The 24,147-nt window shown below is 65.8% G+C and carries 15 protein-coding genes and 1 pseudogene; 3 read left to right on the forward strand and 13 right to left on the reverse strand.

Annotated features, from left to right (window positions below; genetic code table 11):
• Positions 1 to 659: 659 nt before the first annotated feature.
• A pseudogene (locus tag B9N97_RS12240) lies at positions 660 to 2,091 on the reverse strand (IS3 family transposase).
• A gap of 279 nt (positions 2,092 to 2,370) precedes the next feature.
• Here B9N97_RS12240 and B9N97_RS12245 point away from each other — a divergent pair.
• Positions 2,371 to 3,468, forward strand: coding sequence for a tyrosine-type recombinase/integrase (locus B9N97_RS12245; RefSeq protein WP_085086791.1), 1,098 nt, complete (start codon positions 2,371 to 2,373; stop codon positions 3,466 to 3,468).
• A 751-nt stretch (positions 3,469 to 4,219) separates the two neighbouring features.
• Here the strand turns inward: B9N97_RS12245 and B9N97_RS12250 are convergent.
• The 8 genes from B9N97_RS12250 to B9N97_RS34935 form a co-directional block, all read right to left on the reverse strand.
• A complete protein-coding gene (locus B9N97_RS12250) occupies positions 4,220 to 5,629 on the reverse strand; it encodes a TRAFAC clade GTPase domain-containing protein (protein ID WP_085086793.1) in 1,410 nt (469 codons plus the stop codon).
• Entirely contained in the window at positions 5,629 to 5,817 is a 189-nt protein-coding gene (locus tag B9N97_RS12255; RefSeq protein WP_085086795.1) for a hypothetical protein, read from the reverse strand. The genes B9N97_RS12250 and B9N97_RS12255 overlap by 1 nt, the downstream gene beginning before the upstream one ends.
• 72 nt (positions 5,818 to 5,889) lie before the next feature.
• Positions 5,890 to 8,487 (reverse strand): GAP1-N2 domain-containing protein, encoded by a 2,598-nt coding sequence (locus B9N97_RS12260; RefSeq protein ID WP_085086797.1) that lies wholly within the window; start codon positions 8,485 to 8,487, stop codon positions 5,890 to 5,892.
• 7 nt (positions 8,488 to 8,494) lie between these two features.
• Positions 8,495 to 9,700: a GTPase domain-containing protein gene (locus B9N97_RS12265; RefSeq protein ID WP_143266660.1), complete on the reverse strand. Its 1,206-nt coding sequence runs from the start codon at positions 9,698 to 9,700 to the stop codon at positions 8,495 to 8,497.
• 17 nt (positions 9,701 to 9,717) lie between these two features.
• Complete coding sequence (locus B9N97_RS12270; RefSeq protein ID WP_085086801.1) at positions 9,718 to 12,705, reverse strand: hypothetical protein; 2,988 nt, start codon at positions 12,703 to 12,705, stop codon at positions 9,718 to 9,720.
• Between the two features lie 14 nt (positions 12,706 to 12,719).
• Positions 12,720 to 14,831 (reverse strand): Hsp70 family protein, encoded by a 2,112-nt coding sequence (locus B9N97_RS12275; RefSeq protein ID WP_085086803.1) that lies wholly within the window; start codon positions 14,829 to 14,831, stop codon positions 12,720 to 12,722.
• Positions 14,832 to 14,941: 110 nt separating this feature from the next.
• On the reverse strand, positions 14,942 to 16,609 hold the full coding sequence (locus B9N97_RS12280; protein ID WP_085086805.1) for an Hsp70 family protein: 1,668 nt from the start codon (positions 16,607 to 16,609) through the stop codon (positions 14,942 to 14,944).
• A gap of 14 nt (positions 16,610 to 16,623) precedes the next feature.
• Positions 16,624 to 17,370, reverse strand: coding sequence for a hypothetical protein (locus B9N97_RS34935; RefSeq protein WP_143266661.1), 747 nt, complete (start codon positions 17,368 to 17,370; stop codon positions 16,624 to 16,626).
• Between the two features lie 294 nt (positions 17,371 to 17,664).
• On the opposite strand from B9N97_RS34935, the gene B9N97_RS35605 reads away from it, so the two are divergent.
• Positions 17,665 to 17,838, forward strand: a complete 174-nt coding sequence (locus B9N97_RS35605; protein ID WP_167393286.1) for a site-specific integrase — start codon at positions 17,665 to 17,667, stop codon at positions 17,836 to 17,838.
• A 199-nt stretch (positions 17,839 to 18,037) separates the two neighbouring features.
• On the opposite strand, the gene B9N97_RS12295 is transcribed toward B9N97_RS35605, so the two are convergent.
• Together B9N97_RS12295 and B9N97_RS12300 are read right to left on the reverse strand one after the other, a co-directional pair.
• Positions 18,038 to 18,268, reverse strand: a complete 231-nt coding sequence (locus B9N97_RS12295) for a hypothetical protein (RefSeq protein WP_085086812.1) — start codon at positions 18,266 to 18,268, stop codon at positions 18,038 to 18,040.
• Between the two features lie 94 nt (positions 18,269 to 18,362).
• Positions 18,363 to 18,548 (reverse strand): hypothetical protein, encoded by a 186-nt coding sequence (locus B9N97_RS12300; RefSeq protein ID WP_085086814.1) that lies wholly within the window; start codon positions 18,546 to 18,548, stop codon positions 18,363 to 18,365.
• A gap of 243 nt (positions 18,549 to 18,791) precedes the next feature.
• Between B9N97_RS12300 and B9N97_RS35610 the strand changes: the two genes are divergently transcribed.
• Positions 18,792 to 18,965 carry a hypothetical protein gene (locus B9N97_RS35610; RefSeq protein ID WP_167393287.1) on the forward strand — a complete coding sequence of 58 codons (174 nt, stop codon included), beginning with the start codon at positions 18,792 to 18,794 and terminating at the stop codon, positions 18,963 to 18,965.
• A 545-nt stretch (positions 18,966 to 19,510) separates the two neighbouring features.
• On the opposite strand, the gene B9N97_RS34940 is transcribed toward B9N97_RS35610, so the two are convergent.
• Together B9N97_RS34940 and mobF are read right to left on the reverse strand one after the other, a co-directional pair.
• Complete coding sequence (locus tag B9N97_RS34940; RefSeq protein ID WP_143266663.1) at positions 19,511 to 20,026, reverse strand: hypothetical protein; 516 nt, start codon at positions 20,024 to 20,026, stop codon at positions 19,511 to 19,513.
• 229 nt (positions 20,027 to 20,255) lie between these two features.
• Positions 20,256 to 23,969, reverse strand: coding sequence for a MobF family relaxase (mobF, locus tag B9N97_RS12305; RefSeq protein WP_167393288.1), 3,714 nt, complete (start codon positions 23,967 to 23,969; stop codon positions 20,256 to 20,258).
• Positions 23,970 to 24,147 lie beyond the last annotated feature (178 nt).

Consider the following 24,147-nt stretch of genomic DNA (forward strand, 5'->3'; position numbering starts at 1 on the left):
TCTCCTCACACTCAGCAAACTTTCATTGTTCAATATCTTGCATAAATTCTAGGAGCCGAGGCATTAAAGCTTTTAGAGCAATACGGTCTCCAGCTGCTTGGTGGAGGGCGGCCCCCATCCTCATGCCCGCATACCGCATTAGAGCCCCGCTTATCTTCCTGGAAAGATTCCGCTCCGCGCCCCCAACGAATAGGTGAAACTTCCTTTTGTCTACCCCTATTTCGCGTTGCATAAGAGTAAAGGCCCTGCTTCTAGAGCGCAAGCTGGATGCTGGTTGCTCCCAAAGTATGCACTCAATCACCCCTCGGTTTACGCCAGGAGATTGGCGTGCAGTGGTTTTCGGATCGGTGTACAGCGCGCTAAACGACCGATCCGGCTCCTGCTCAGCGGAACGTGTCAACGCGAATGAGACAGCCAGGATTTGAGTTCAAGCTTGGGTCACTTGCGTGATCGGAGGCGCCAGCAAACTGGTCGCCGCGTCCGTCTGCTTGCAGGGATGCCGGCGAGCTCAGGTCGCACAAGGCCCTTCCGTCCCGCCCTGTGGGGCGGGTCCCTAAAAGAGCCTTGCCCGCCCCCTCGCACGCCGGCGTGTTGGATGGCAGGCCGGGACGGCGGGATGGCCGATCTCCAGCCGAACACCGGGATGACAGGATTGAGCATCAGCTCGCCTTCGGCTCGGCCGGCGGGTTGATCCACACGGCGGCTGGCGGTGCCGGCGCTTCAGGCGGCTTGCGGACGAAACGCTCGGGATGGCGGCGATGCCCCTCATCGAGCACCGCCTGCCGCGCGGCGCAGATTGCAGCGGTGTCGCCGTAGTGCACCTGGTGCGGAGTCATCAGCGCCAGCCCGGAATGCCGATGCTCGGTGTTGTACCAGCCGAAGAAGGCGCGGCAGAACGCCCGGGCATCCTGGATCGAGCGAAAGCGGTCCGGGAAGGTGTGATGGTACTTGAGCGTCTTGAACTGCGCCTCGGAGAACGGGTTGTCATTGGATTGTTGCGGTCGGCTGTGGCTGCGTGTCACGCCGAGATCAGCCAGAAGCTCAATCACCGCCTTGGCCTTCATCGCCGCCCCGCGGTCGGCGTGCAGCGTCAGCCGGTCGCGGGGGATGCCCTGCTTGCGCACCGTCTGGCGGATCAGCCGCTCGGCCAGTGCCGCGCTTTCGCGGTAGGCCACCGTCCAGCCCACCACGGCGCGGCTGTAGATGTCGAGGATGACGTAGAGGCACAACCAAGTGCCCTTGACCGGATCCTTCAGCTTGGTGATGTCCCAGCTCCACACCTAGTTGGGGCCGGTGGCGAGCAGTTCGGGCTTGCTGTAGGTCGGGTGCCGGCATTGTTGGCGGCGCTCACGCACTTCATCGTTGGCGGCGAGCAGGCGGTACATGGTGCGCACCGAGCACAGGTACTGCCCTTCATCGAGCAGGGTGGCGTAGACCTGGGCCGGGACGGCATCGACGAAGCGGTCGCCATGCAGCAGATCAAGCACGCGATCGCACTCACCGCCACTCAGCGCGCGTGGTGGAGGGGGCCGACGACTGGGAGGGCGTGGTGGACCGACCCAGCGCTGCCGATCGCGATGGCGATAGAAGCTGGCGCGCGGCATGCCAAGCGCCTGGCAGGCGGTGGAGACGTCCACCGCCGGAGCCGCCGTCTCAATGGCAGCCATCACCTGCGCTCGCCGCGATCCGTCGAGGCGGGCAAGGTCTCCAGCAATTGCGCCACTTTTTTTGGAGTTCGATGACCGCCTCGGCACGGGAGAGCTGATCACGCAGACGCGCGTTGTCCCGCTCCAGGCGCTCCATGTCGCTTTTCAGGGGATTGGCCGGCGGGGTCTTCGGCCCCGGCTTGGCCGGGGCGAGGCCGCGCAACTGTCCGGCATCGCGTTGGCGGCGCCAACGGGTGATATTCGAGGAATACAGCCCCTCACGGCGCAGGATGGCGCCAATCTCCTTGGGGCCGGCGCGGTCGATCTCCTCCAGCACGCGCAGCTTGTCGGCGACGCTGAAGGTGCGGCGCTGCGGGCGCTCGCTCACCTCCGGGTCGGGAGTGGACACGGTGGTGGAAACAGGGGGGAGTGTCAGTGTGCTCATCAGGTCCTCAACAGCGCCCTCTACCGATCATTTCAGCAGGCGGCTGTCTCACTTGACGTTGGCACAGAGGGGAGGATGCCAGCACCACGACAAGCGGTCCTGCGTTTACTCTTCCCTTCCGTCCTATGCCGGTTCGGTATGAGGCATCCACGCCGGCTTCTACCTCCGTCAAACCAATAACCGCCGATAATCGTCTCTTGTCGGCGATCGTCGGCTTGACGCCGCCAGCCCCCTCGGCGACCCTGTCGCCCCCGCTCCCCCCTGCTCGAGACGCCGCCCGTGCCGCTTCCCGCTCCGCTGCCCCCGGACACCGCCCCGGCACCGGCGATCGCCCTCGACGCCGATGCCGCTGAGCGGCTGCGCCGGCTGCGTGCCCAGGCGACCGCCGCCAACACCGCGCGGGCCCAGCGCAGCGACACCCGCTACCTCACCGCCTGGGCCGAGCGGCGGCTCGGCCTCGACCTGACCGACCCGGCGGCTCTGCCGCTGCCGCCGGAGGCAGTGGTGACCTTCGTCCTCGACCATGTCGACCTGACCGGCGACGGCATCAGCCTGCCGGTCACCGTCGACGCTGCCCTGGTCGCCGCCGGCGTGAAGCGCCGGCCCGGCCCGCTCGGCCTGGCCACCACCGAACGGCGGCTCGCCACCCTGGCGGCGCTCCACCGCGCCCGCGGCCTGCCCAGCCCGACCCTGCACCCCGGCGTGCGCGACCTGCTGCGCCAAGCCCGCCGCGCCCTGGCCGCGCGCGGCATCACCCCCCGGGCCAAGCGCGCCGCCACCCGCGACGAGGTGCTCGGGCCGATGCTCGACGCGCTGCCGGACGACGCCCGCGGCCTGCGCGACCGTGCGCTCCTCGCCGTCGCCTTCGCCAGCGGCGGCCGCCGGCGCTCCGAGCTGGTGGCGCTGCGCCTCGCCGACGTCACCGCGGCCGGGCGTGACTTCACCCTGCGGATCCGCCGCTCGAAGACCGACCAGCAGGGCGCGGGCACCGACGTGCCGGTGAAGCGCGCCGCCGCCGACGCGCTGCGCCGCTGGCTGCGGCTGCTCGCCGACCAGGGCATCACCGACGGGCCGCTGTTCCGCGAGCTGTCGCGGCGCGGCCGGGTGGTGCGGCGCCGGGGCGGGGAGGGCGGGGCCAAGCCGCTGGATGGGCGGGTGGTGGCCGAAGTGGTGAAGCGCGCCGCCCGGGCCGCCGGCCTGGATCCGGCCGCCTACGCCGCCCACTCGCTCCGCTCCGGCTTCCTCACCACCGGCGGGCGCGACGGCATCCCGCTCGACCTGCTGATGCAGCTCTCCGGCCACAAGAGCCACCGCATCGCCGCCCGCTACTTCCAGGCCGGCGCCGTGCACCAGAACCCGGCCGCCGACCTGCTGTAGAGGACAGCGCGATAGGTGTTCGCTGAACAACGCCAAGGATGAACTGAAGCGGAACGGTGGCTTGCCTCCTGGTCCCCAAGCCGACTTCCTACGAAACCGACGTTTGACCACTGGCTCGAAAACTGTCCGGAAATAACCATCCTCAATAGATTTCTGGACGTTTTGAATGCCGAACGGGATGACGGACATTAGGTTCCGCGTTGATATTCTCCGTCTGTTTTACCTTAGCGTTGTTTGGTGAACAACCATCGCGCTCTCCTCCAGGAGGCCCCTCAGCTCGCCGATGTGTGAACTTTACGCAGCTTTGGTTACCGCTCCCCATCAAGGGTATATGTTGATAAACATTCCCTCTATGGGTTATAAATCATTGCCATGGCACGGCGAAAGTTGAGCGTATATTCAGAATTTCAATGTTCCTTTTCACGCTCATCCGTCTCGCGCCCGATGAGAGGACTTTGGAAGGAGAGCAGAATGCCCGATGGATCCAGCAGCAAATTCGCGTTGTATTCCAACTCAACGGTCGAGACATGTAGCTGCAGCGGAATCAGAGAGACGATGGGTTACAAGTGCACCGCTAAATTCTGTTCATGCGAGAGCTTTGTCGTCAAAGACAAGAACAACGCTCAATGGTGCGAGAACTGCGGACACGCACGCTCTTTGCACAATGGATGATCCACTGATCTTCGGCCGCTCGCCGTAGCGGCCGGAGGCGCCTCACGGAAGCGGACCAGGGGGACCGGGCTCATTCCATTCATGGTCGCCCCGATGCAGCGCGCTGCCATGACTGATCGCAGTGGCGCAGGATCCACAGCGCAGGATCCAGAACGTTGCGAGGCTCGAACGCTCTGGTCATACGGTCGGGCGAACGTCCCAGAGCCGAAACCGAGAAATAGGCCACCGTGGTAAAGCGGCCTTCCACGCGTTGCACGAAGTTTGCTTGGCCCCATTTGATCAAACTTGCACGGATGACGCGGTTGCGCCGCTGTTCCACGGACTCGTCCGGCTGAGCCGCGGCTTTCTGCACGGCCGCTTCCCCGATCTGTGTGTCCAAATCGAAAGCGTCCACCTTGTTGATGACGACGGCGATGGGCGCCTTGACCCGGTCGCGCGCCCCAAGTCCGAACTGGGCCTCCAGAACATTGATCAGGCGGGTTAGGGTGTCCTCGATCGAAGCGGTGCTTGGGCGCAGGCCGGGGGTGCCCGCCAGTTGCGTGCGATACTGTTCCCGGACCGCCTGCAGCGAGAAGGGATCTATGATGAAGACGATCCCGGAAGGGTAGCCAAGGAACTTGTGGGCCGTCAGGTTGGCGGCGTCGAGGAAGGCCTCCCCTGCGGGATCATAGAGATACAGCGCCTGACGCTGCCCTGCCCCCTCCAGCAACAGATCGAAGGCCCGCGGCAGGACAGCCGACGTCTTGTCGGGAGGCTGTCCCGAATCCATGCGGCTGATTACCTGATTGTAGAGCCGCTCCGTGTTGGCGTCGAGGAAACGCCACGTCATGCTCGGCCCCAGGGAAACCGTCTCGCGCATCTTGCGGCACAGTTCGAACATGTAGACCGATTTGCCCACCGAGGGGCCCCCGACGATCGGGATGAAATGCTTCTTCGCTTCCATATGCTCGCGGGCCAGCAGCGCCCCGCATTCGGGGCACTTGGACTTCAGCCGCCCGCGGTTGAGGAGGACCGTCGCCGGCAAAGGCCGGCCGCATCGGCACCGATGTCTCATGATGCCGAATTCCGACGGAATGAGGCGAGGATGGGCCGCGCCGCAGCCGTCGCAAAGATATACCGGCAGGGGAAGCCGCGCGTGGCAGCTCGGACACACGAAGATGAAGCGGCGGACCAGCAGAACAGCCTGCTCCATCCCTCTGACTACCATGAACGCCAGATAGATCACCAGGAAGACCACGCCCAAGATCAGAATGTGGATCAAGGACAGCACGGCCGTGACGGCAAGCCCGAAAACGAAGATCGACAGCCCCGACGCCAGCCAGAACGCCAGGAGGAGCTTCTGCGGCCACTCATCCTCGGCGGCTTCCCCGCACCGTCGGAAGGAATCACGCGACGACAGGAGGGTGCGTTGCCACGCCTCCGCGATGGTGTCGCGAAGATCCTTATAGCCCTTGCCGAAGAAATAGCTTTTGACCGCAGGAGACGGCATCAGGAAAGCGCCTCAGGCCGCACGTTGTTGCGGAACGCCGTCCCGTAATTCACCGCCGCCTGACCGGCACCCCACAGGCTGCCGACTGACATCGCGACGGCGATCGCCGCCAGAACCGCCATGACGACGATGGTTCCGATGAAGAGAATGGCAATGATTTCGCCGCCGCTGTCGCTGTTGCCTGACATACCAGCCTCCGTACCGTATTGGATGAATCCCAAGCCGCCTTGCGCCTGTGTCGCCGCACCCTTCGATGCCGGCTATTTGGGCGGTATTATTCCAAGAGCGCGCCTCGCCGCCATCTTCAGAGAGTTCATTTTCCCACGCACGAGCCCACCCAGGCTGTTGTTGATGTCCTCAACGGCCTGACGCAGATCCGCCCTGCGCTGCTCGACCGCCCTGGACCGCCGGTGCCCCGCGGGACCGTCCAGCTGCCGCACTGCCATGTCGTGCCCAGCGGTGTCGAGCCGGACTAGGGCTGCGGCAAGCTCCCGGCACACCTTCGGCCACAGAAGGCACGTATCGGATCCGGCGATTCGGCCATCCTCGATCCACGCTGCCGCAATGTCGCCCAGCCGCCCCGGTGCGCGCCGCAGCCCGCCAATCCACTGGCCATAGGCCTGCATCAGGGCTGGGGCGCGGTCGGGAACGAACAGGATCCGCGCCACGGCCACATGGTCATGAGCCTCGTGGAACGCCGCGGAACCGAGCAGGACGGTGACGATGCGCTGGTAGTCACCGTCCACCGTCGCGGCGATGTCGCACATGGCGTCAGACACCGCGGCGGCAAGTGCGCCGGGGGTGCTGGCCGGGGCGGCCCGCGCCGCGTCCAGCAGCCGATGCAGCCGCAGCCAGTCGGGGCGTAGGGTGTGGCCGCACAGGGCGGCCTCTTCCACCAGCCACGACAGCTCTCGACCGTTCGAGGTATCAAGACGCAACTCGGCATTGAAGGCGTCCAGCGCCTGTGAACGCCACACCTCCGGCAGGTGGCGGAATTCCCGCCGTTTGAGCAGATCGATGGCCAGGGAGCGCAAGGCCGCCTTGTCCAGGCGCGGCGCCAGCCAAGCAAGAAGGTCGCGATGCAGATCTTCGTCGAACGGAGACCGCCGGGCCGACGCCAGCCGGTCGATGACCGCGTGGCGGTGGCTGAGATAGGCGTCGGCGGGTGCGCGGGCGCGTCCGATGAGTGCGCGCCACTCCGCCGAGATCAGTTGGTCCGGCAACCGGCTGCGGATGTCGTCGTCGTTCGCCGTCCTGGCCAGCCGGTCGACCAGCGCTTCCCCGACCGTCGGCAACAGCGTGTCGTCCAGATCCTGAGCGATCCGGCACACCGCCGAAACGGCGGCGGCGTCGTGAGCGTCGCGCAACAGCGCAGACAGCACGGCCGGCGCGGATCCCGGTTTGCCGACCACGGCGCTGACGAGTTGGACGTATTCCGGCTCGTCATGGGCCGGCGCCCGGCCCGTGGCGCCCAAGGACTGCGCGATCATGGCGATCGCCAGCATGGCCCCTTCCAGCCGGGTGTGCGGGATACGCTCGACCAGCGTGTCGATGAAGGCCGGCTGAAGGACGGCTTCGGCTTTCCGGCGCCCGGCGCCGTGCAGCTCGGCATCAAGGGTCCGTTCGGCGGTTTCCAACGCCGCCGCCCCTCCCTCACGCTCCATCGCGGCCAGGACCAGGGTGCGCCAGGCGTTGGCGAACGCATCCCCGCCGCCGGATGCACAGGCTGCCGCGAACTGCACCGCCAAAAGTTTGTCGTCGAACGATCCGCCGGCCGCCCAGGCGTTCAAGGAGGGGCCGAGATACCCGGCCATCCAATCCCAGTTTTCCGACTGCCGGTGCTGCAGGGCGAATCGAGCGAGCTCCGGAAGCCGCGGGTGCAGCGCCGCCGCGGCCTGGCCGAGGCTGAAGGAAAAGAGCGCTCCAATCGTACACAGCGCCGGCCCCGCCTCGGTCACGCCGAACGACGTGGCGAAAGCGTAAAAATCATCCAGCCGGTGGGCGTCGTCCAGCAGCAGCCCGACGACAAGATCGGCGTAGGCAGCGGCATTGCGCTCCTTTTCCCCGATCGGGTTCTCGCTGTGGAGGCCCCGAATCTCGTCGATCATGACATGCTCATAGCTCCGTTCGGTTTCGTCGAACGAGAAGTCGGTCCTTTCCACTGTGCCGGTGATGAGCGGGCTGCCCATTGCCTCGAACTCATAGCTGGAGAACGGCAGGGTCCAGGCAATGGTGTGGGGAAAGCACCGGTGAAGGCAGGCGATCCACTGCATCCTCTCCGTATCGCCGTCACGCAGGACCAGCGTTCTCCCGGTGTCCGCAGCAAGCAGGATCGCACGCACCATATGGCGCAGCCGTTCCGGCCGCCCCTTTCGGCTCTTGAGGAAGCGCCCGAGCTGCGCCGCGGTGAAGCCGCCTCTGGACCTTATCAGCACCGGCAGCAGGGGCTCCGGCGCCCTTGCGTCCTCGCCCGGATCGAGCGACCGCCTCCAGTGGGAATGATCGAAGAGATCCGCTGGCCATACCTCGTCGCCGGGCGCCGCCTCCACCACCAGGGTGTGGGCGAAGAGATTGCCGGACCGGCCCGAGTAATCCTCCCCCGCGTAGGACACTCGCGTCAGCCCAAACCGCCCGGAAGGCAGGGGATAGAAGCGGAACGCGACGGGGAAGACGGTATCGTAATCCATCACACCTTGTGGTTCGTTGTCGGTGAACGGGCGCCGGTACGCACTGCGTTCGACGATCACCCGCGCGTCGGCGGGATCGATGCCGGGGGAACTGGCGCGGATCTGGAACCCGGCCCCGCCGCCCAGCCCCAGCCGGGACGATGTGTAGTAGAGTTGAAGAGCCTCTCGCATACCGGTTTCACTCGCTTTTTTCGGCGGCTTTGACCAAGCCATGCCGATGGAGAAGCCAAAGAAATGGATCCTCGACCCGCCGGGGAACGACGTTCGCCACCGTGCCAGCCGTGCTTGGCGGGCTGCCCAGGGCGGAGATGCCAAAGAAATGGTGTGTGCTGAATTCGGTCCGCACCTGATGAAGCAGGTGTTCCGAGCTCCATTCCGCGATGAGGCTTTGAATCTCTCCGTTCATCGCCTCACAGTCCTTCACGTCGAACCCCGCACGCGGACGGGCGGACGCGCCGAACTGGCTGTGAGGGTCGAGCAGCGGCGCCACCGCGTCCATTTTCGACAGCACGATCGCCAGCGGAATTGCGATCTTGCGGTCCTGCCGCAGGCTGAGACCGAGCCGGATCAGCTTGGTGGTGCGTGACACGATGTCCGACGTCTCGGTATCGGCCGGCGGCATTGGTCCCGGCAGCCGGTCGCGCACATAGTTCAGCTGCAGCGGATCGAGCAGCAGGATGATCCCGTCCGACCGGTAGATGTAGCGGTTGACCGTGCTCATGGTGTCTTCCGCCTTCAGATCCTCGCCCGCGGTGTCGAAGAAGGCCAGCGTCAGCGCCTTCTTGATCACGTCCCGCCCCAACAGGGAGCGCCCGGTGAAGGCCGCGCTGAAGACGAGAGGGATGCGGTTCTTGGTGTTAGACACGGCCGATTGCGTCACGTCGAGCGTGCGGTGCTCATCGTAGAGCGGCTTGCGGAAGTCATCATTGTATCGTGATATCGTGTAATCATTGATCGGCTGAATCAATATATTCAGTCGCGGGCCGACGTGTTGCTTTAGGTGCTCAAGCAAAGATGTGATATAATGACTCTTTCCCGCGCCTTTCGCGCCGATAACGGCGAAGATATAGTTGCGATATTGACCAAAGGTGTGAGGCAGTTCCTGGTGGCAGTGTGGGCACAGGCGCTTCTGGCTGGCGGTGCCACAGGTGGGGCAGCTGCCGCGTTCTGCAAAATGGCGGGCGGGCGGGATCACCCGGCCCACCGGGCGTGTGTCCCTCCAGATCCGTTGCAAGGCCGGATCCGGCACCGGCGCGCAGGAGCTGGGAGGGCTGATGCACCGGAAGGGCGTTTCCTTCAGACGGAAGGTTTCGAAGCAGAACGGACAGATTTCATCCACAAAGGTGGAGCGCAGTTCCCCTTTCGCCGTGTGATGCCATGCCATTGCGTCGATGTTCCTTCCTAGTCGAACCGCATCTTGTGTTTGTCGCCATGGATGAGCCGAATCCGTTCGGCATGCGCCGTGTTCTCGAAGAACAGCCTGAGGTGCAAGCCTTGGCCCGCCGGCACCGGCACGGGGAGGAGAGCGGAACCGCTCTCCAGTTCCACATGGGGGATCGTGGCGATCACGACGCCGTCCCTGGCCGACAAGGGAAGGTTGTTGGGCTTGCCCATCAGGATCAGGCCGTCCAGCCGGCGACAGTCCGTGCTGGTCAGCTCAATCATCGGTTCGCGCCGCCAGGGGGTCAGGATGGAACGGCGGGAAACCACCTGATAGTGAACCTCCGCCTGATGCCCCATCATCTCCAGGCATTGGGCCGGGGGCGACCGGCTGGCCGATCCGGCGCCGACTACCCAGACCGCGATGTACAGCGGCTTCGGTTCCGGGATGCGCCGCTCCCAGCAGCCGTTGCGCTCGTATTCGGCGCGAGGGGAGACGACCATGGTGGCTCCGGTCTCATCCGGAGCCGCCGGGTAGCGGTCGTGGCGGTAGGCGATGGTCACGCGCTCCCCCCCGGTCGGCCAGTTCCACGTCAGAACAACTTTCTGGCCGAGACAGCGGCTCACCAGATTGGAGACGGGATCCAACATGCTGAGGAGTAGGCCGCTGCCGATGACCCCGGCGCTGCCGGCGACCGTGACCGGGACCACCATCGCCTCGGTCGTGGTCATGGTGACCTGGGCCTTGCCGGGAGCCAGGGCGGCGATCGGCCGGCCGAGCTTGCCGACGTGGACTGGATCCATGAATTGGCCGGGCGTCGCAGTGGTCTGCGGCGAGCAGAGGAAGAGCTGCACGGCCCCCTGGTCGGGCGGAGTCCAAGTCAGGGTGAAATGGCTTCCATCCCGCGACGCCCGCAGGTCGCGCACGGGCGGCGGCGGGGCGGTGGGCGTCACCGTGCGCACCAATCCGGGCGTGATGATTCTCGCCCCGTTCCGCGCGGGGTCGGGGAAGACTGCCTTGACATGGTAGGTCCAGGCCGTGCCGCTGGCCGCCCCGGTGTCGATGCAGCTGTTGCCGGATACCGGGAGCGGTGTTCCGGGGGCCCCGGCTCCCTTGGCCGCCCGCCGGACCTCGACCGCGACGGCGCCGGGCGGCGGTCTCCAGGACAAGGTGACCTGACCGTCGCCGGACTGCACCTGCAGCCCCTCGACCTCGGCGGTGACGAGATGCGGCCCCGAGATCGCCGGGGCCGGCGACCCCACCGGGCCGCGCAGGGTGACGACACCGTAGAACACGGGGATACCCACCGGGGGGGCGGTGTCGTCGAACACTGTCGTCCGGGTGGTGGCGAGTTCCCGACCGCTTTCCAGTCCGGTCGGCCGCGCCCCTTCCGTGCGCAGGACCCGGTAGGCGAGATCCGGTCGGGCCGCCGTCCAGGACAGCGTGACCCGCCCGTTCACGACGGTCGCCGTCAGGTCGCGGGGAGCCGGCGGCGGGCAGCGTTCCAGCCCGGCCGCAGCGTCGGCGTTGTCCGCTTGAACAGCGAGCGCGCGGGTGTAGGCCGCCAGCGCCTCCTCCGTCTTGCCGGCCGCCTGCAGGTCGTGTCCACGGCGGACCAGCTGCGCCGCGGTGGCCAGGCCCTCGCTGATCCGCTGCCCCAGTGAGTAGACCGCCAGGGCGTCGCGACCGAAATCCCGCGCGATCCCCTCCATCCGGCAGCGGGCTTCCAGAAGCTTGCCGGCGCCGACCAGAGCATCTAGGGCGCCGATCTGCTCGGTCAGCGCCCGTTCGAGCGCCTTCATTTGCTCCAGGGCGTCCGTGGCGTCCTTCCACCCGGGCCAGATGGCCAGGACCCGGGCGAAGACCCGCCGCGCCCCCTCGGCATCGCCCCCGGCGGCCAGCGCCCGGCCGTCACGCATGAGCGCGCGCACCAACGGCACGTCGCCCATGTGGCAGCCGCAGGATGGGCAGGCCGCGTCGCTGGACGCCACGGTCTTGCCACAACGCGGGCAATTCGATGCCAGCGGCTCGCCGCATCCCCGGCAGGTCGTGTCCGCCTTGGCGGAGACCTCGGTGCCGCAATAGCCGCAATGGCGGCGCGCCTCCCTCGTGCCCGTCAGCGCGCGCTGGACGCCCCAGCGCCGGTTGGCCGCGTAATCCCGGATGAACCGTTCGGCGTCCTCCGGGCGGACGCGCCGCTGCATCGCCTGACGCATCAGCACGTCCTGGCTGTGCTGGCTGAGGAAGCCGTCCCGGCCGGCCAGCTCCAGCGCCGGCTTCAGCTCCGCCATCACCTGGATGGCTAGGGTGGCGTCGTACTTCGCCTTTTCCTTCGCTCCGGCGAAGACGCGCTTGCACAGCCCGGTCAGTTCACTGCGCGCCGACGCGGTCGGGTCGGTCTTGCCCGTCCGCATCAGTTCGCCGTAGATCTCGTCGGTCCGCCGACAGAGCTCGTCCGGCGAACTGTGCGACGGCCGGTCGAGAAAAGCGTAAAGGTCGGCCAGCCCCAGATGATCGAGATTGATGCGGATGCTCTTCTCGACGGTCGGCTCCAGAAGCTCGGGCCTGGGGGCAGGACCGGCCGTTCCCGCCGGATCGCGCCGGCGCAACCCGGCGGCGTCGAAACGTTTGACGATCTCGTCCCGTGTCAGGGACCCGCCCAGCTGGCGTGTCACGAGATCGGCATCGGCATCGGTGTAGGTGCCGTCAGCCCGCAGGATTTCGATCTGTTCGTCGAGCCGCTTCATGTCGGCCCGGCGACGCTCCGTCAGGCGGCGCTTGCCTTCACGCGCTTCCTCGCGGCGGCTGTCGGGCTCCTTCAGGATGCGCTGGATGTCACCGATTTCGCTGAGGAGCTGGGCGGCCCGCCGTTTCTTCGACGGATCGCCGCTCAGCTTCAGCTTGGCCCATTTGCGCTTCTTCTCGGTGATCCTGGCCTCGATGGTCGCCCAATCGTCGATGGACGGGTCAAGCTCCAGGGCCAGATAGTAATTCTCGCGCTCCACCATCCGTCACGACCCCGTCATCGGCCGGCCCTCGGCTTTCCGAACAGGCCGAGCAGACCGCGCCCCGGCGACGCCGCGGCCGGTGCGGTGCCGCCGGCGGTCTCGGTGAGCGTTTGGGCGATGGTCGAATAGGTCTCGGCAAGGCCGTTCAGCGAGGTGAAGACGCTTCCCTCCTCGGAGGAGGCGATCGCTTCCAGGAACGCCTTGTCTGCCGCGCCGAAGCCGATGGCGATGATGTTGATGCCCTGATCGTGGCAAAGTCTGGCGGCGGAGATCGCCCGAGTCTGGTCCGACCATACGCCGTCGGCCAGGACCAGGGCGAAACGCGGACCCTTCTTGCTTGCGAGTTGGCTGCGCAGGTCGTCGAAGGGATGGGCGGAGTTGCCGTACCCCACCAAGCCGATGGAAAGGCTGTCGATGGCGACACGGATCCTGCGCGCGTTGCGGTCGGCGTCAAGAATCGTTTTGACGGAATTCGCGACGACCATCACGCCGATGGAGCAGTTCGTCAGATCGCAATTGTCTACGAAACCATGGGCGGCCTTCTTCGCAGTCTCCAGCGGCTGACCGCTCATGGATCCGGACAGGTCGAATACGAGGAAAACTGTGACCGGCTCCGGCTTGGGCGGTTTCGGAGGCGGACGCAGGAAACGGGCCGGAACATCCTCAGGCAGCGGTTCCACCCGCACCGGCAGCGCACCGCCGTTGCGCACGCCGGCCGACACCTCCACCGTCCCGCTGGTGTCGTAGGCGTAGGTGATGTCGATAGTCGCCATACCGCCGAGCTGATGGGGAACGGCGTCGATGACATACTGGCCGAGATAGGCAGAATCGGCCGGCGTCTCGGTCTCGCCCTGGGTCAGGAAGATCTCCAGCCGGTTGTCGGTGCCGCCCCTGGTGCGGAACTGGTAGGGGCGCGTCTGCACGCAGGGGGTCGCTTCGTTCTTCGGCAGGATGATCGTGTTGACGTAGGCCGACTGGTCCGGGTTAATAGCGATCATACCCAGGCTGTGGTTGGTCACATCGACCGTGCGGCGGGTACCGCCAAGCAGGAAGCGGCTCGGGCCCGTGGCCGTATGCTCGCCGGCCAGGACGGCCGCTCCTTGGGCCACTACCTCGTCAACGTTCACCCCGCTCATCGGCGGTTTGCCGAAGGTTCGGGTGATGAACTCGTGCACCATCGGCATCCGGGTCGAACCGCCAACGAGCAGGATTCCGTCCAGCGCCTCCGGCTTGACCGCCGCCGAATCGCACACCTTGCGCGTCAGGGATACGGTTCTTTCCATCAGGTCGGCCGTGATGCCGTCGAACGTCGCGCGCGTCAGTTCATAGATCGCCCGGTGCCCGTCGTGGGTGATGGCGAAGCGCGTGGAAAGGGATGCCGACAGCCGCTTCTTCGCCTCTTCGGCGCGGGCCAGAAGGTCCGTCAGGCTGACGGCGTCCTCGATCGGGTTGACCCCATGTTCCCGTTCGAACTGGTCGGCGACGTACTGGACGATCCGGTCGTCCCAGTCCTTGCCTCCCAACTCATGGTCGCCTTCGGAAGTCAGGATGCGAATCTCTTCGCGGTCGATCCGCATCAGCGTCAGGTCGAAGGTGCCGCCGCCCAGGTCATACACCAGGATCAGGCGGCCCGTATCCTCGTCCCCATGCCGCAGGCCATACGCAATGGCCGCGGCCGTCGGCTCGTTGACGAGCTGCAGAACCGAGAGACCGGCCTTTTCCGCCGCCTGGATGGTCGCCTCGCGCGCCGGGTTGCGGAAATAGGCGGGAACGGTGATCACGGCCTGGCGGACCGGCTCCCCCACGGCCAATTCGGCGTCCTGACGCACGCGGTCCAGGATCAGCGCGGACAGGTCGGTGGCCGTGTGATCGCGCCCGTTAGCGTGAAAGACGAAGTGCGGCTCGCCCATCTGGCGCTTGAAGAAGGCAGCAACGTTTTCCGCCCCGGCGGCCTGCAGTTCCTTGGCCTCGTCTCCGACCACGACCCGGTCGGGCTGGAAACATATGACCGACGGGGTGATCGACGCCCCGTCGGCATTCGCCAGGATGACGGGCCGCCCGCGCCCGTCCAGCCGCGCGATGGCGGAGTTGGTCGTTCCAAGATCAATGCCGACGGCGACGCTCATACTGGGCCCTTCCTTCAAGTCCACTCAGGAATGCCGACTCGACACAGGATGCGGTGAACAGGTGCCGGCCCATGCGCCTTCACACGGCAGGAGCAGGCACGGGCCGACGGTCATGACACCAGGACAGCCAGATTCCGGCTCTTGGATGCTTCGATCTCGTGGACGGTCATGATGCTGTCGGTCTTGAACTCCGCCTGGATCTCCTTTCCGGTGGTGCAATCCCGTCCATGCATCTTCAGCAGGCCGTCAGGGGCTAGTTCGAAGGTGACCTCGATCGGGGCGTTGCGGGGTAAGGGGTGGGCAAAGGTCAATTCGGCTATGCCGATCTCCGTGCAGTCGCCAATTTCCAGCAGCGGACCGCCAGGGCGCCGGTCGAGGTTTTCAAAGACCGCCAGCGACACCCCCTCCTGTTGATCGTCGGCGGTGCCGAACCGCTGGGAGATCGTGCGCGGAACCCTTTCATCGACGAAGACCAGGTTGCTGACCCCCTCCCGCATGGTGTCCGGATCAATCACCTTGATCCCGAAGCTCTTCGACGAGACATTGTGGACGACCGTGTTGACCAGCCGTTCGAGGTTGGGAAGCTTCAGCCCGTGGGCCTGTGCCACGCTGCGCTCCGCGGCAGCCAGGACCGGCGCTGCCACCATCTCCTTGTTCACCGCCTCCGGCGCCGGCAGCCCGGTCATCTCGGCGATGCGGATCAGGATTTCCTGATTGAGCTGGTGGCGATAGCCGTAAATGGCCGCCCCCTTCGCGACGATCTGGTTGGGATCCATCTGCTGGACGGCGCAGGAAAACTCCTGTGCCACGCGGTCGCGCACCTGCGGCATGTAGGTGGAGCCACCGACGAGGAGCACCAGATCGATGGCTCCCCGCCCTTTCTCCCGCGCCCGCTCCAGCACGTCGCGGGTCAACGCTACCGTGCGCTCCAGAAGATGTTCGGTGATGGACGCGAACGTCGCGCGGTTCAGCTCCACCAGGGCCGAATCGACACCGAACCGGATGCGCTTGTCCACCTTCTCGCGCTTGCTCAAGCTGATCTTGACGGCTTCGGCATCGAGCAGGAGTTCCTGGTAGGTCTGCTGATCGTTGAAGAGTTCGGAAGCGGCCGTCCCCGTCTGCTCCTCGAACTTTTGGGCGAAATAGGAGACGATGGCGTCATCCCAGTCCTTGCCGCCCAACTCCTTCTCGCCCCCGGTCGCCACCACTTCGATGGCGCCTTCGCGCACGACGATGACCGTGACGTCGAAGGTGCCACCGCCAAGATCGTAAACCAGAACGACCTGTTCCTTGTCGGTCGCCATGCCGTAGGCGATGGCTGCCGCCGTCGGCTCGGGAATGACGTAGTGCACGTTCAAGCCTGCGAGGATGCCAGCCTGGCGGGTCGCTTCCTTCTCCGTCGTGCCGAAATAGGCGGGACAAGTAATGATCACGTCGCACACCGGCTCGCCTGTCGCGATTTCAGCATCGGCGGCGAGCTTGCGCAGGATGAAGGACGAGATCTCCTGCGGGCGGTAGGTCTTGTTGTCGCAACTGAACTCCCAATGGGCGTCGCCCATGGAGCGCTTGATGGTTTGCACCACCCGGCTTTCGTGAACCTTGGCCACCTCCTTGGCGGCCTTGCCGACAACGACATTGTCGGCCGTTTCGAAATACACGACGGAAGGGGTCGTCGAATCGCCTTCCGAATTCTGAAGCACCGTCGGTTTGCCATGCTCATCTACCCATGCAATGCACGAATATGTAGTGCCAAGATCAATGCCATACACACGGGTCATGGCGCAGCTCCGGTTCAGGTGTTGGAAGGCGCAAGGGTGGGTTTAGCCGGCTCATACTTGAAGACGCGCACGAGTTCCTTCTGGAGGACCGTCTCACCATAGACGAAGCCGGGCCGCACGCGTTCGGCCACGACGGCATGCTGCCCTTCGTCCGGGGTGCTCACAAAGCCGACGGCCTGCTGCCTGCGGCCGTTGAAGTGGTCGGCCTGCTCCTGATCGGTGTAAGGCTCGACCCCGTTGTCGCGCAGGATCCTTTCCAGATCCTCGCGGAAATCCTCGAACATGCGGATCAGCCGATCCGGGGACAGCCTGTCGGGCGGCTCACCGCGCAGCGACTGGGCCAACCGCCCGGAATCGCCATGCAGACGGATGATGGCGCTGAAGATCGGGCGCAAGGCCTTCGCCACGATATCCGACCGGTATTCTTGCAGTTCATCATGCAGACGATCAATCTGGCTTTCGCGAAAATTGTCGCTCGTGAGCTTTTCTTCGACCAAACGCAATAGATGCGCCATTTCATCCTGAACAGTCTCGCAAACCGCGCGCGCGATCACCGATGCAGTGTCCTCCGCCTGTCCATTGCCGCCGATTTCGGTTGGATCGCCCGCCGAACTCGTGTTCTCCGCCGCGGCTTCCGCGTGTGGCGGCTGCGGGTCTACCGGATTATCCACCGCGCCGCCGCCTAGGATAGAGGCGTCCTTGACGAAATCACTCTTTTGTTCAGAGTCGGGAGGCGAAGAGTCCGCTTGTGTCTCGTTCATGGAAAACTCCAGGACGAATGCGAAAGATCTGGCAGAAAAATTTGACTGACACGGGAACATGTATGTCCTTTATGCCATCATAGATATGCAGGATCAAAATGTGCAACCGTTTTCTCAGCGAGCGCCTGCCCTTGCTATGTGGAATGCTGGGCTTGGCAGCAAAGGTGCCCCTCACGCCGATAGGCTTTGTTGGCGGTGACCTGGCGGAGTCTTGGACGCTGTTGCACCGATCTGTAAATCGGCAGGGGGGTCCACGCCGATCGGCACAGTAACCTGCTGAGGGCATGAGAACTCTTGGGGTCCCACCTGCGTGCTGTTTCACACTCCGGCTTCCTCACCACCGGCGGGCGCGACGGCATCCCGCTCGACCTGCTGATGCAGCTCTCCGGCCACAAGAGCCACCGCATCGCCGCCCGCTACTTCCAGACCGGCGCCGTGCACCAGAACTCCGCCGCCGACCTGCTGTAGGTCGAAGGGAACTCAACGACTGCGGCGCAGATTGCCAAAGATCACGGTCAAGAAAAAGGCCGCCACCAATTAGGTGCGGCCTTTCCGGTTTCGGTTCAGGGAGGATGAGAACCTGAGATGACCATAGGGCTCTCCGCGTTAAGGACCTGTGAACAGCACCACAGATCTGTCCTTCTACTCCCTTATCGCAAAACCTTGATCAGAACAGGGGGAGCTGGATGCGTCCACCATCGTCCGTATGAGCTTTGGCGGCGCGCACTGCGGCGTCCTGAGCGCCGCTCATCGTCCGGGCACTTCCGGAGCGGACCTGCTCCCCAGCAACGGTGACGGTCCAGCTCCACAGATCCGGCCCGCGCCAGACCACCGCCAGATCGCAGCCGAACATCCGCGTCACCGCGTGCCGCGTCGTCCAGGTCGTCGTTGTTGGCATGCCGGCACCTCCACAAGCTGCGGCTCGCTGTACCACAAGACGATGGCCATCAGCGAGTGGCAGACCGCGAGGCTCTCGACAGAGCAACGCGCTGTCAGGGAGATCCGGTCAGCGTCGAGACATTGACGACCAGAGCGACGATGGCGCCGACCGCAGCAACGGTGACGATCAGGGCGCCGCCGATCCACAGCTTCATCTCACGGAGGAAGTCGCGCATGGCGTTGTCCAGGTCCGCCTTGGTGGCGAGGTCGCCGGTCAGTTTGCTCAGCATCTTGATCATGCCTTTCCCCTTGGGGGCTTGCTGCAACCATCCAGTTTCAGTGTGTTGGCGACGGCGAGGGTGTTAATCATCCGTCTGGTCCTCCCTGCAGTCGTTGTCGTCCGTCATCGTTGATGGCTCTTTGCCCAGGAGAACCCGGTGGCGGCGAGCCGCGCCACCGGGTTGGTCCGGGAGGCGGCCGGCAAGGGTGAAGGCCACGATCACGACGGCACCGCACATTCAGGAAAGGACAGTTGATCGGTCATGTTCATGATCTCCGAGACGGAAACCGCCGCCGTTTTGGCGGCCTACCAGAGAGGTGGTGAGTGGGCAGCCGTTGCCGAATTGCGCCGGCTGTTTGCCGGCCTTCAGGACAACACAACGGCCCTTAAGGCGGTGCGGATGATCCTCTCCAGGTCGAGCGCGCAAGAGCGCTGATCCGCCTTTTCATGCGCCCTGGAGCGAGGGCATGAAAAGGCGGAGGTATGAACAACGACCAAGCTTGAGGCCGTCCCGCCCCTGGCCGTGAAGCGGCTTTTGGTGTCAGGTTCGCTCTAGCAAGGGCTCTGCTGGCGGTGTCAGAGAATGGCCCCAGCATGGGAATGCCGCTCCACAGCCCTAGGCTTAGTCCTTAGGAGGCGGGAGGAGCGGTTCAAATGGCGTATCCGGATGAGACGACAGTATTGACAAGAGCACTGGATCATTAGGATCAAGCTTGCGGCCGATCTTCTTTTCAAGCGCCTCAACTCTCTCGTTTGCCCGCCGCGCCAATTCACGATCCTCTTCGGTTAATCCCCATAATTTTGTCATGGCATCTATCTCCTTCTCTTGTAGATTTCTTCAGATGGGCAGACGTCTCTTGGCATCAGCGGCGCCAAGCACGTGATGCGAACACCGCGCTGTGTGTCACGGCCACCGTTCCCGCCCATCGCGTGATTCCACCAAACCGGTCCGGCCGGTCGGCCGCGATGGTCTGGTCCTGTTCAAGAGGACCGCTGCCGGGGTGAGCCAAGCTTCCGTCCGGAGCCGGGGCCGAACGGCAAGGGCTTCGCTGGACCGTAGACTGCGGCGGAGGCCGAGGGTCTGTGTGTCATGGCCTGCGGCCCAGATGGCGGCCAGGTGACCAGCAGGTGGCGCGCCGCATCGTCCGGGTCGTACGGGGTCGATGCCGTACCGGCCGGAAGCGCCGGAAACTGAGCGCCGCCACAACCGGCGCCGGTGCTGTTGCTGGACGGCACCCGGTGTTGTGCGCCGTGGTGCTGGTCCGGCATTGCAGCCGGCGTGAAAACCCCGTCGGCCGTCGCACTGCCAATCAGGTAGGTTCCGCTCTCCGTGTGATGGCGAAGCTGAACCGCAGTGGCATAGTCAAATGCGGCCTCCACGGCGGCTTGGATCGCATCGGCGTCGGTGCGGGCATCGGGCAAGTTGCGGGACGAGGGTGGCGGGTCGGCATACAGCAGGAAATAGCCGTAGGTGGGATCGTCGGGATCGACTGTCATCGGTGGCCTCGCGCACTGTGAAAGCGAGGCGAGTGTTGCACGTCATCGAGGGCCGTGAAGGAGCGTAAACCGGAGCCGCATGCGTTTTACGCATACCTCGCGTTTTCACCTCGTTGATGTCAGCCCCGCACTCCGCCGTGCCGCCTCTGCGGTCAGGACACCGCTTGCAGGCTGGCCCTTTGGGAAACGCGTGGCGCGCGGAAGGACGCAGATACCGCCCCGGTCATTCTCACATGCTCGGACCCTCCCAATCCTCTGCCTCGTGGTCGGGCATCGGCGACGACCCGAGGACCCCGACGATCTCTTCAATTTCGGCCAAGCGGCCGGCAATGCGAGCGGCCTCGCGGGCAGCCGGAACATGGAGGACCTGCTGAGCGGCGGCGCCGCAGAGCTCGGCCAGGGTCTGCATGAGCCGTTCAGAGTGGTTCGCCTCTTCTATGGCCCCGCTCAGGACTTCGACACGGCAAGCGGCATCGTTGTCGTAGTACTGGGTGTGGGCATCCAGGTAAATCGCAAGCGGGTTGCGCCATGCCTCGGGCGCTTTCGTACGCTGGACGAGATCGTTGGCACGGGCATTACGGGCCTCAAGCGAGAGGTTGCGGATCGGCGGGGTCGGCGCCGCGGCGGCAGGGGCCGGAGCGGCCTGACCGGACCGGCTGGGACCATGTGTCTGCAACGGCACCGCAAACCGCCCGGCCGTGGCAGCGGACTCACGAGCCATGCGGCGAGACTGGCTCTGGCGTTCCATCTCCTCCAGCTCACGCCTCCAGGCCTCCGCCGCCGCCTGCTCCTCAGCCGCTGCGGCCGCGGGATCAAGAGCGGCAAGCCGCGCCATGGCCTGCGGCAGCATCACGAACTCGATCTCGCCGGCACGCCCCCAATGGCCCTCCCGTTTCATCTCAATGAGCTCACGCGTCAGAGCCTGCACCGCCTCCAACGCCGTCTGCCGCTCGACGATGATCCGGGCCTGGTCTGCCGCGATCCTATCGAACTCGTTTGCCACCCGTTCGGTCCAGCCCCGCCGCAAGGTCGCAACATCGGCATCGCTCAGACCGTCGATGGTCCGCCGCTGATCAGCACTGATGTGGAAGGCCGCCCCTGCCTGCACCCGCTGGGTCAGCACCGTCAGCGCCTCCGCCTCCGCGCTTTGCTCAGCCCTGAGCCGCTGTCCCTGCGCCTCCAGCCGCGCCCCAAGCGGCACCAGCCGTGACGCCATGCTCCACACCCGCTCTCCGAGATGATTGGCAAGCGCCTGCCCCTGCCCAGCCAGCCGCGCGCCGGCCGCTGCCAGCCGATGCCGGTTCTCTGCCTGCTGCCGTTCGGCCCGGAGACGGGCGAGGTCCACCATTTCGGCCACCGGCTGGCCGGACGGCGACAACGCCGTTGCCGGCAGGGCTCCCGTCCATCCCGCCACCCAGCCCTCGACGGTGGCGCTGTCCAGATAATCGAGCGCGCTCACCTTCTCGACGTCGCGCGACCACGCCCGCGCCAGATGCGCATCGATGTCCCCGGCCGTCACCGGAGTCCGCCCCGCTTCGTCCACGCGGCCGGCGCGGATTTCCTCCTCCAGTGCTGTCCGGTCAACGACGACCGTTGTCCAACCGGTGCCACGCGACAGGGCCACCGTCGCCGCCTGCTTGGTCAGCCGGTCGGTGCCCAGCAGGATCGGCGCCTCGACCGTCACCCCTTGGGCCGCGGCGAGGGTGCTGGCATAGGCGTGGGTCAGCGGACAGAGCCCGTCCTTGTCGAGGTACTGCGTCACATTCACCGCGATGCGGCGGCCGGCTGTTTCCACGGTGACGACCGTCCCGGCGATCGCCAGCACCCGCCCCGTATCTCCATTCACCACCCCCAGCCGGTCGTCCCGGTGGCGGAACCGCAGCTCGTCCCCAACGGCAAAGGACAGCGTGACCCGCTGCCCAGGCCGACTTCCGCTGGCCGTGATGGTCAGCGCATCTTGTCCCAGCGCGCCTTGCGTGCGCAGCTGCGCCCGAACGGCGGCGCTGATCGCGCGGACATCATGCCAGGTTTCGGCGATGGCGATGGTTGACCGCCGCTCTGCCCTCGCCTGCATCAGACGGTCGGCCACAGCGGCGACGGTGGCATCCGGACCGCTGGCTTCGACGATGTGGCCACGCTGCCGGTGCGCCGCAACGGCTGCCGCCGCATCCCCTTCCAGCACCGCGCGGACCGCAGCGCGCGCCGCGGCATCACTCTGCCGGACGATTTTGTCGACGATGACCGGCTCCACCTCCCGGGTCAGCAGCCGCATGCCCGGTCCGGCCCCGATCGGCTGCAGCTGCCGGCGGTCGCCAACCCCGACCACCCGGCAGCCGGTGGCGCGCTGCAACTCCATCAGCGTCCGGGCTTGCCGGGCTGACCATTGCCCCAGTTCGTCCACCGCCAGCACGGTGCGTGCGTCAATGGCCAAGGCCCCCGTCCGCCACCGCGAGAGCAGCGCGGCGGCCGCCAAACTCTCATCCGCACCGATGTCCGCGCCAAGGCTTCGGGCCTGCCGCCAAGCAACCGCGCAGGCGAGGATCTGGGTGGCGCCGGACATCCGGTAGCCAGTCACCACTGGCTTGAGCAGCGTCGATTTGCCGACGCCCGGCGCCCCCTCGACCAGCACCAGCCCGCCCGTGGCGCTCATGGCATGATGCGCCGCCCCGGCCTGTTCATTGGACAACGGAATATCGGAGTGTTGGATCAGCCACCGCGCCATGCCGTCGATCACCGCCAGCCCCGAACCCTGGGCCGCCTGCCGGGCAAGAGCGCGCACCGCCACCTCGTCTTCGACTGCCTCCCGAGTGCTGTAAACGACCCGTCCGCGCTCATCCTCGCCGGGAAGACGGACCACCACGCCTTCCGCCTGCAGGCGGGTCACAAGGCCGCCGATGTCGCGCGCGGGGAACGCGCCGGCCGCTGCCTCGGCGGCCACCTGCCAGAGCTTTTGTTCGGTGAAGACGCTGTCTTGCTCGACCGTCTCCCGCACCCTGGCTTTCAGCCTCTCCCAGGTTTGGTTTCGACGGTCCGCGGGGTTCCCGGAGGCGCGACCGGTCAGGGCTTGCGCCTGTTCGCCTCCCCATCCCTGCGCTGCCGCCTCGGCCAGCCACCGGGCTTCCCGCCCCTCGGCGTATCCCTTCTTGCCCCGGGTTGCCACAGCCAACCCCGCCGCTCTGGCGGCATCGCTGCCGGTGCTGAAGCCCAGCGCCGCAGCCTCAGCCGTGATGGCACGGCGGCGCTTCGACCAAGCCTGACACAACGCGTCCGGAACACCCTGGATGCGGATGAATTCCAGGCGGGTGCCATGGTGCTCGATCCCCACCCCGAGCCTCTTCTGAAGTTGTTCGGCCAAGGCTGCGCGATACAGCGCCCCCGCCGCCATCTTCCACTGGTACAGCTTCTCGTTGGCGACACTGCCCCAGCTGCCATCCTGGCGCTGGGCGACATTCAGGATGACCGCGTGCGTGTGCAAGTCGGGGTCGCCAGCCCGCGTGTCGCCATGCTGAAACAGCGCACCGAACAGGGCCACCGGCTCGCGGGTGGTGCCGTTCCTGCCCCGCCGGGTTTCGGCAGCACGCTCCTGCATCAGCACCAGGGCCGCACGCACCGCCTCCTCCTGGGCCGCCTCGATCTCCGCCCGCATCGCCGCTGGGGCTACCGCCCACAGCGCACTGACGCTCTTGTCGGCGCTGAAGGTGAGGTCGTATCCGCCGCGCCGATTGTCGGCGCCCGCGTTCCGCACCAGAGCCCGGTCATCGCGTGGGCTGAAGCCTGCGTGCAACGTCTTGAAAGCGAAGGGATCGACGGCAGCGCCGTTCCGGTAGCCGAAGTGGCCGGGGAGGTTCCACCAGACACCGGTCGGCTCGGTGCCGCCGAGATAATACTCGGCCTGCGCCTCCATATAGTAGCCCGCTCCGGCACTCATCCCGACCGACAACATTGTCTGGCTCCTGTGCATTAAAAATGCGTCAGGTGTGGACCCTTCTCTGCCGATCCGTTTCGGCCCCACATTTCTACCATGCGACATGCCCCTCGTACAGTCTCGCTTAGGCTTGTTCCGTGGCTTGCTGCGCCAAGCAGAGCGCCTTACACTGCCTCCCGTCAAGTTTCCGCTGGAG

The sequence above is a fragment of the Azospirillum oryzae genome (genome assembly GCF_900177515.1).
GTDB lineage: Bacteria > Pseudomonadota > Alphaproteobacteria > Azospirillales > Azospirillaceae > Azospirillum > Azospirillum oryzae_A.

Bases quoted from the DNA above. Each gene is read 5' to 3' on its own strand.
- B9N97_RS34935 (WP_143266661.1), bottom strand. From the start codon at position 17,370: ATGAACGAGACACAAGCGGACTCTTCGCCTCCCGACTCTGAACAAAAG.
- B9N97_RS12300 (WP_085086814.1), bottom strand. From the start codon at position 18,548: ATGATCAAGATGCTGAGCAAACTGACCGGCGACCTCGCCACCAAGGCG.
- mobF (WP_167393288.1), bottom strand. From the start codon at position 23,969: ATGTTGTCGGTCGGGATGAGTGCCGGAGCGGGCTACTATATGGAGGCG.
- B9N97_RS12255 (WP_085086795.1), bottom strand. From the start codon at position 5,817: ATGTCAGGCAACAGCGACAGCGGCGGCGAAATCATTGCCATTCTCTTC.
- B9N97_RS35610 (WP_167393287.1), top strand. From the start codon at position 18,792: ATGTTCATGATCTCCGAGACGGAAACCGCCGCCGTTTTGGCGGCCTAC.
- B9N97_RS12265 (WP_143266660.1), bottom strand. From the start codon at position 9,700: ATGGCATGGCATCACACGGCGAAAGGGGAACTGCGCTCCACCTTTGTG.
- B9N97_RS34940 (WP_143266663.1), bottom strand. From the start codon at position 20,026: ATGACAGTCGATCCCGACGATCCCACCTACGGCTATTTCCTGCTGTAT.
- B9N97_RS12295 (WP_085086812.1), bottom strand. From the start codon at position 18,268: ATGCCAACAACGACGACCTGGACGACGCGGCACGCGGTGACGCGGATG.
- B9N97_RS12260 (WP_085086797.1), bottom strand. From the start codon at position 8,487: ATGCGAGAGGCTCTTCAACTCTACTACACATCGTCCCGGCTGGGGCTG.
- B9N97_RS12270 (WP_085086801.1), bottom strand. From the start codon at position 12,705: ATGGTGGAGCGCGAGAATTACTATCTGGCCCTGGAGCTTGACCCGTCC.
- B9N97_RS12275 (WP_085086803.1), bottom strand. From the start codon at position 14,831: ATGAGCGTCGCCGTCGGCATTGATCTTGGAACGACCAACTCCGCCATC.
- B9N97_RS12280 (WP_085086805.1), bottom strand. From the start codon at position 16,609: ATGACCCGTGTGTATGGCATTGATCTTGGCACTACATATTCGTGCATT.
- B9N97_RS12250 (WP_085086793.1), bottom strand. From the start codon at position 5,629: ATGCCGTCTCCTGCGGTCAAAAGCTATTTCTTCGGCAAGGGCTATAAG.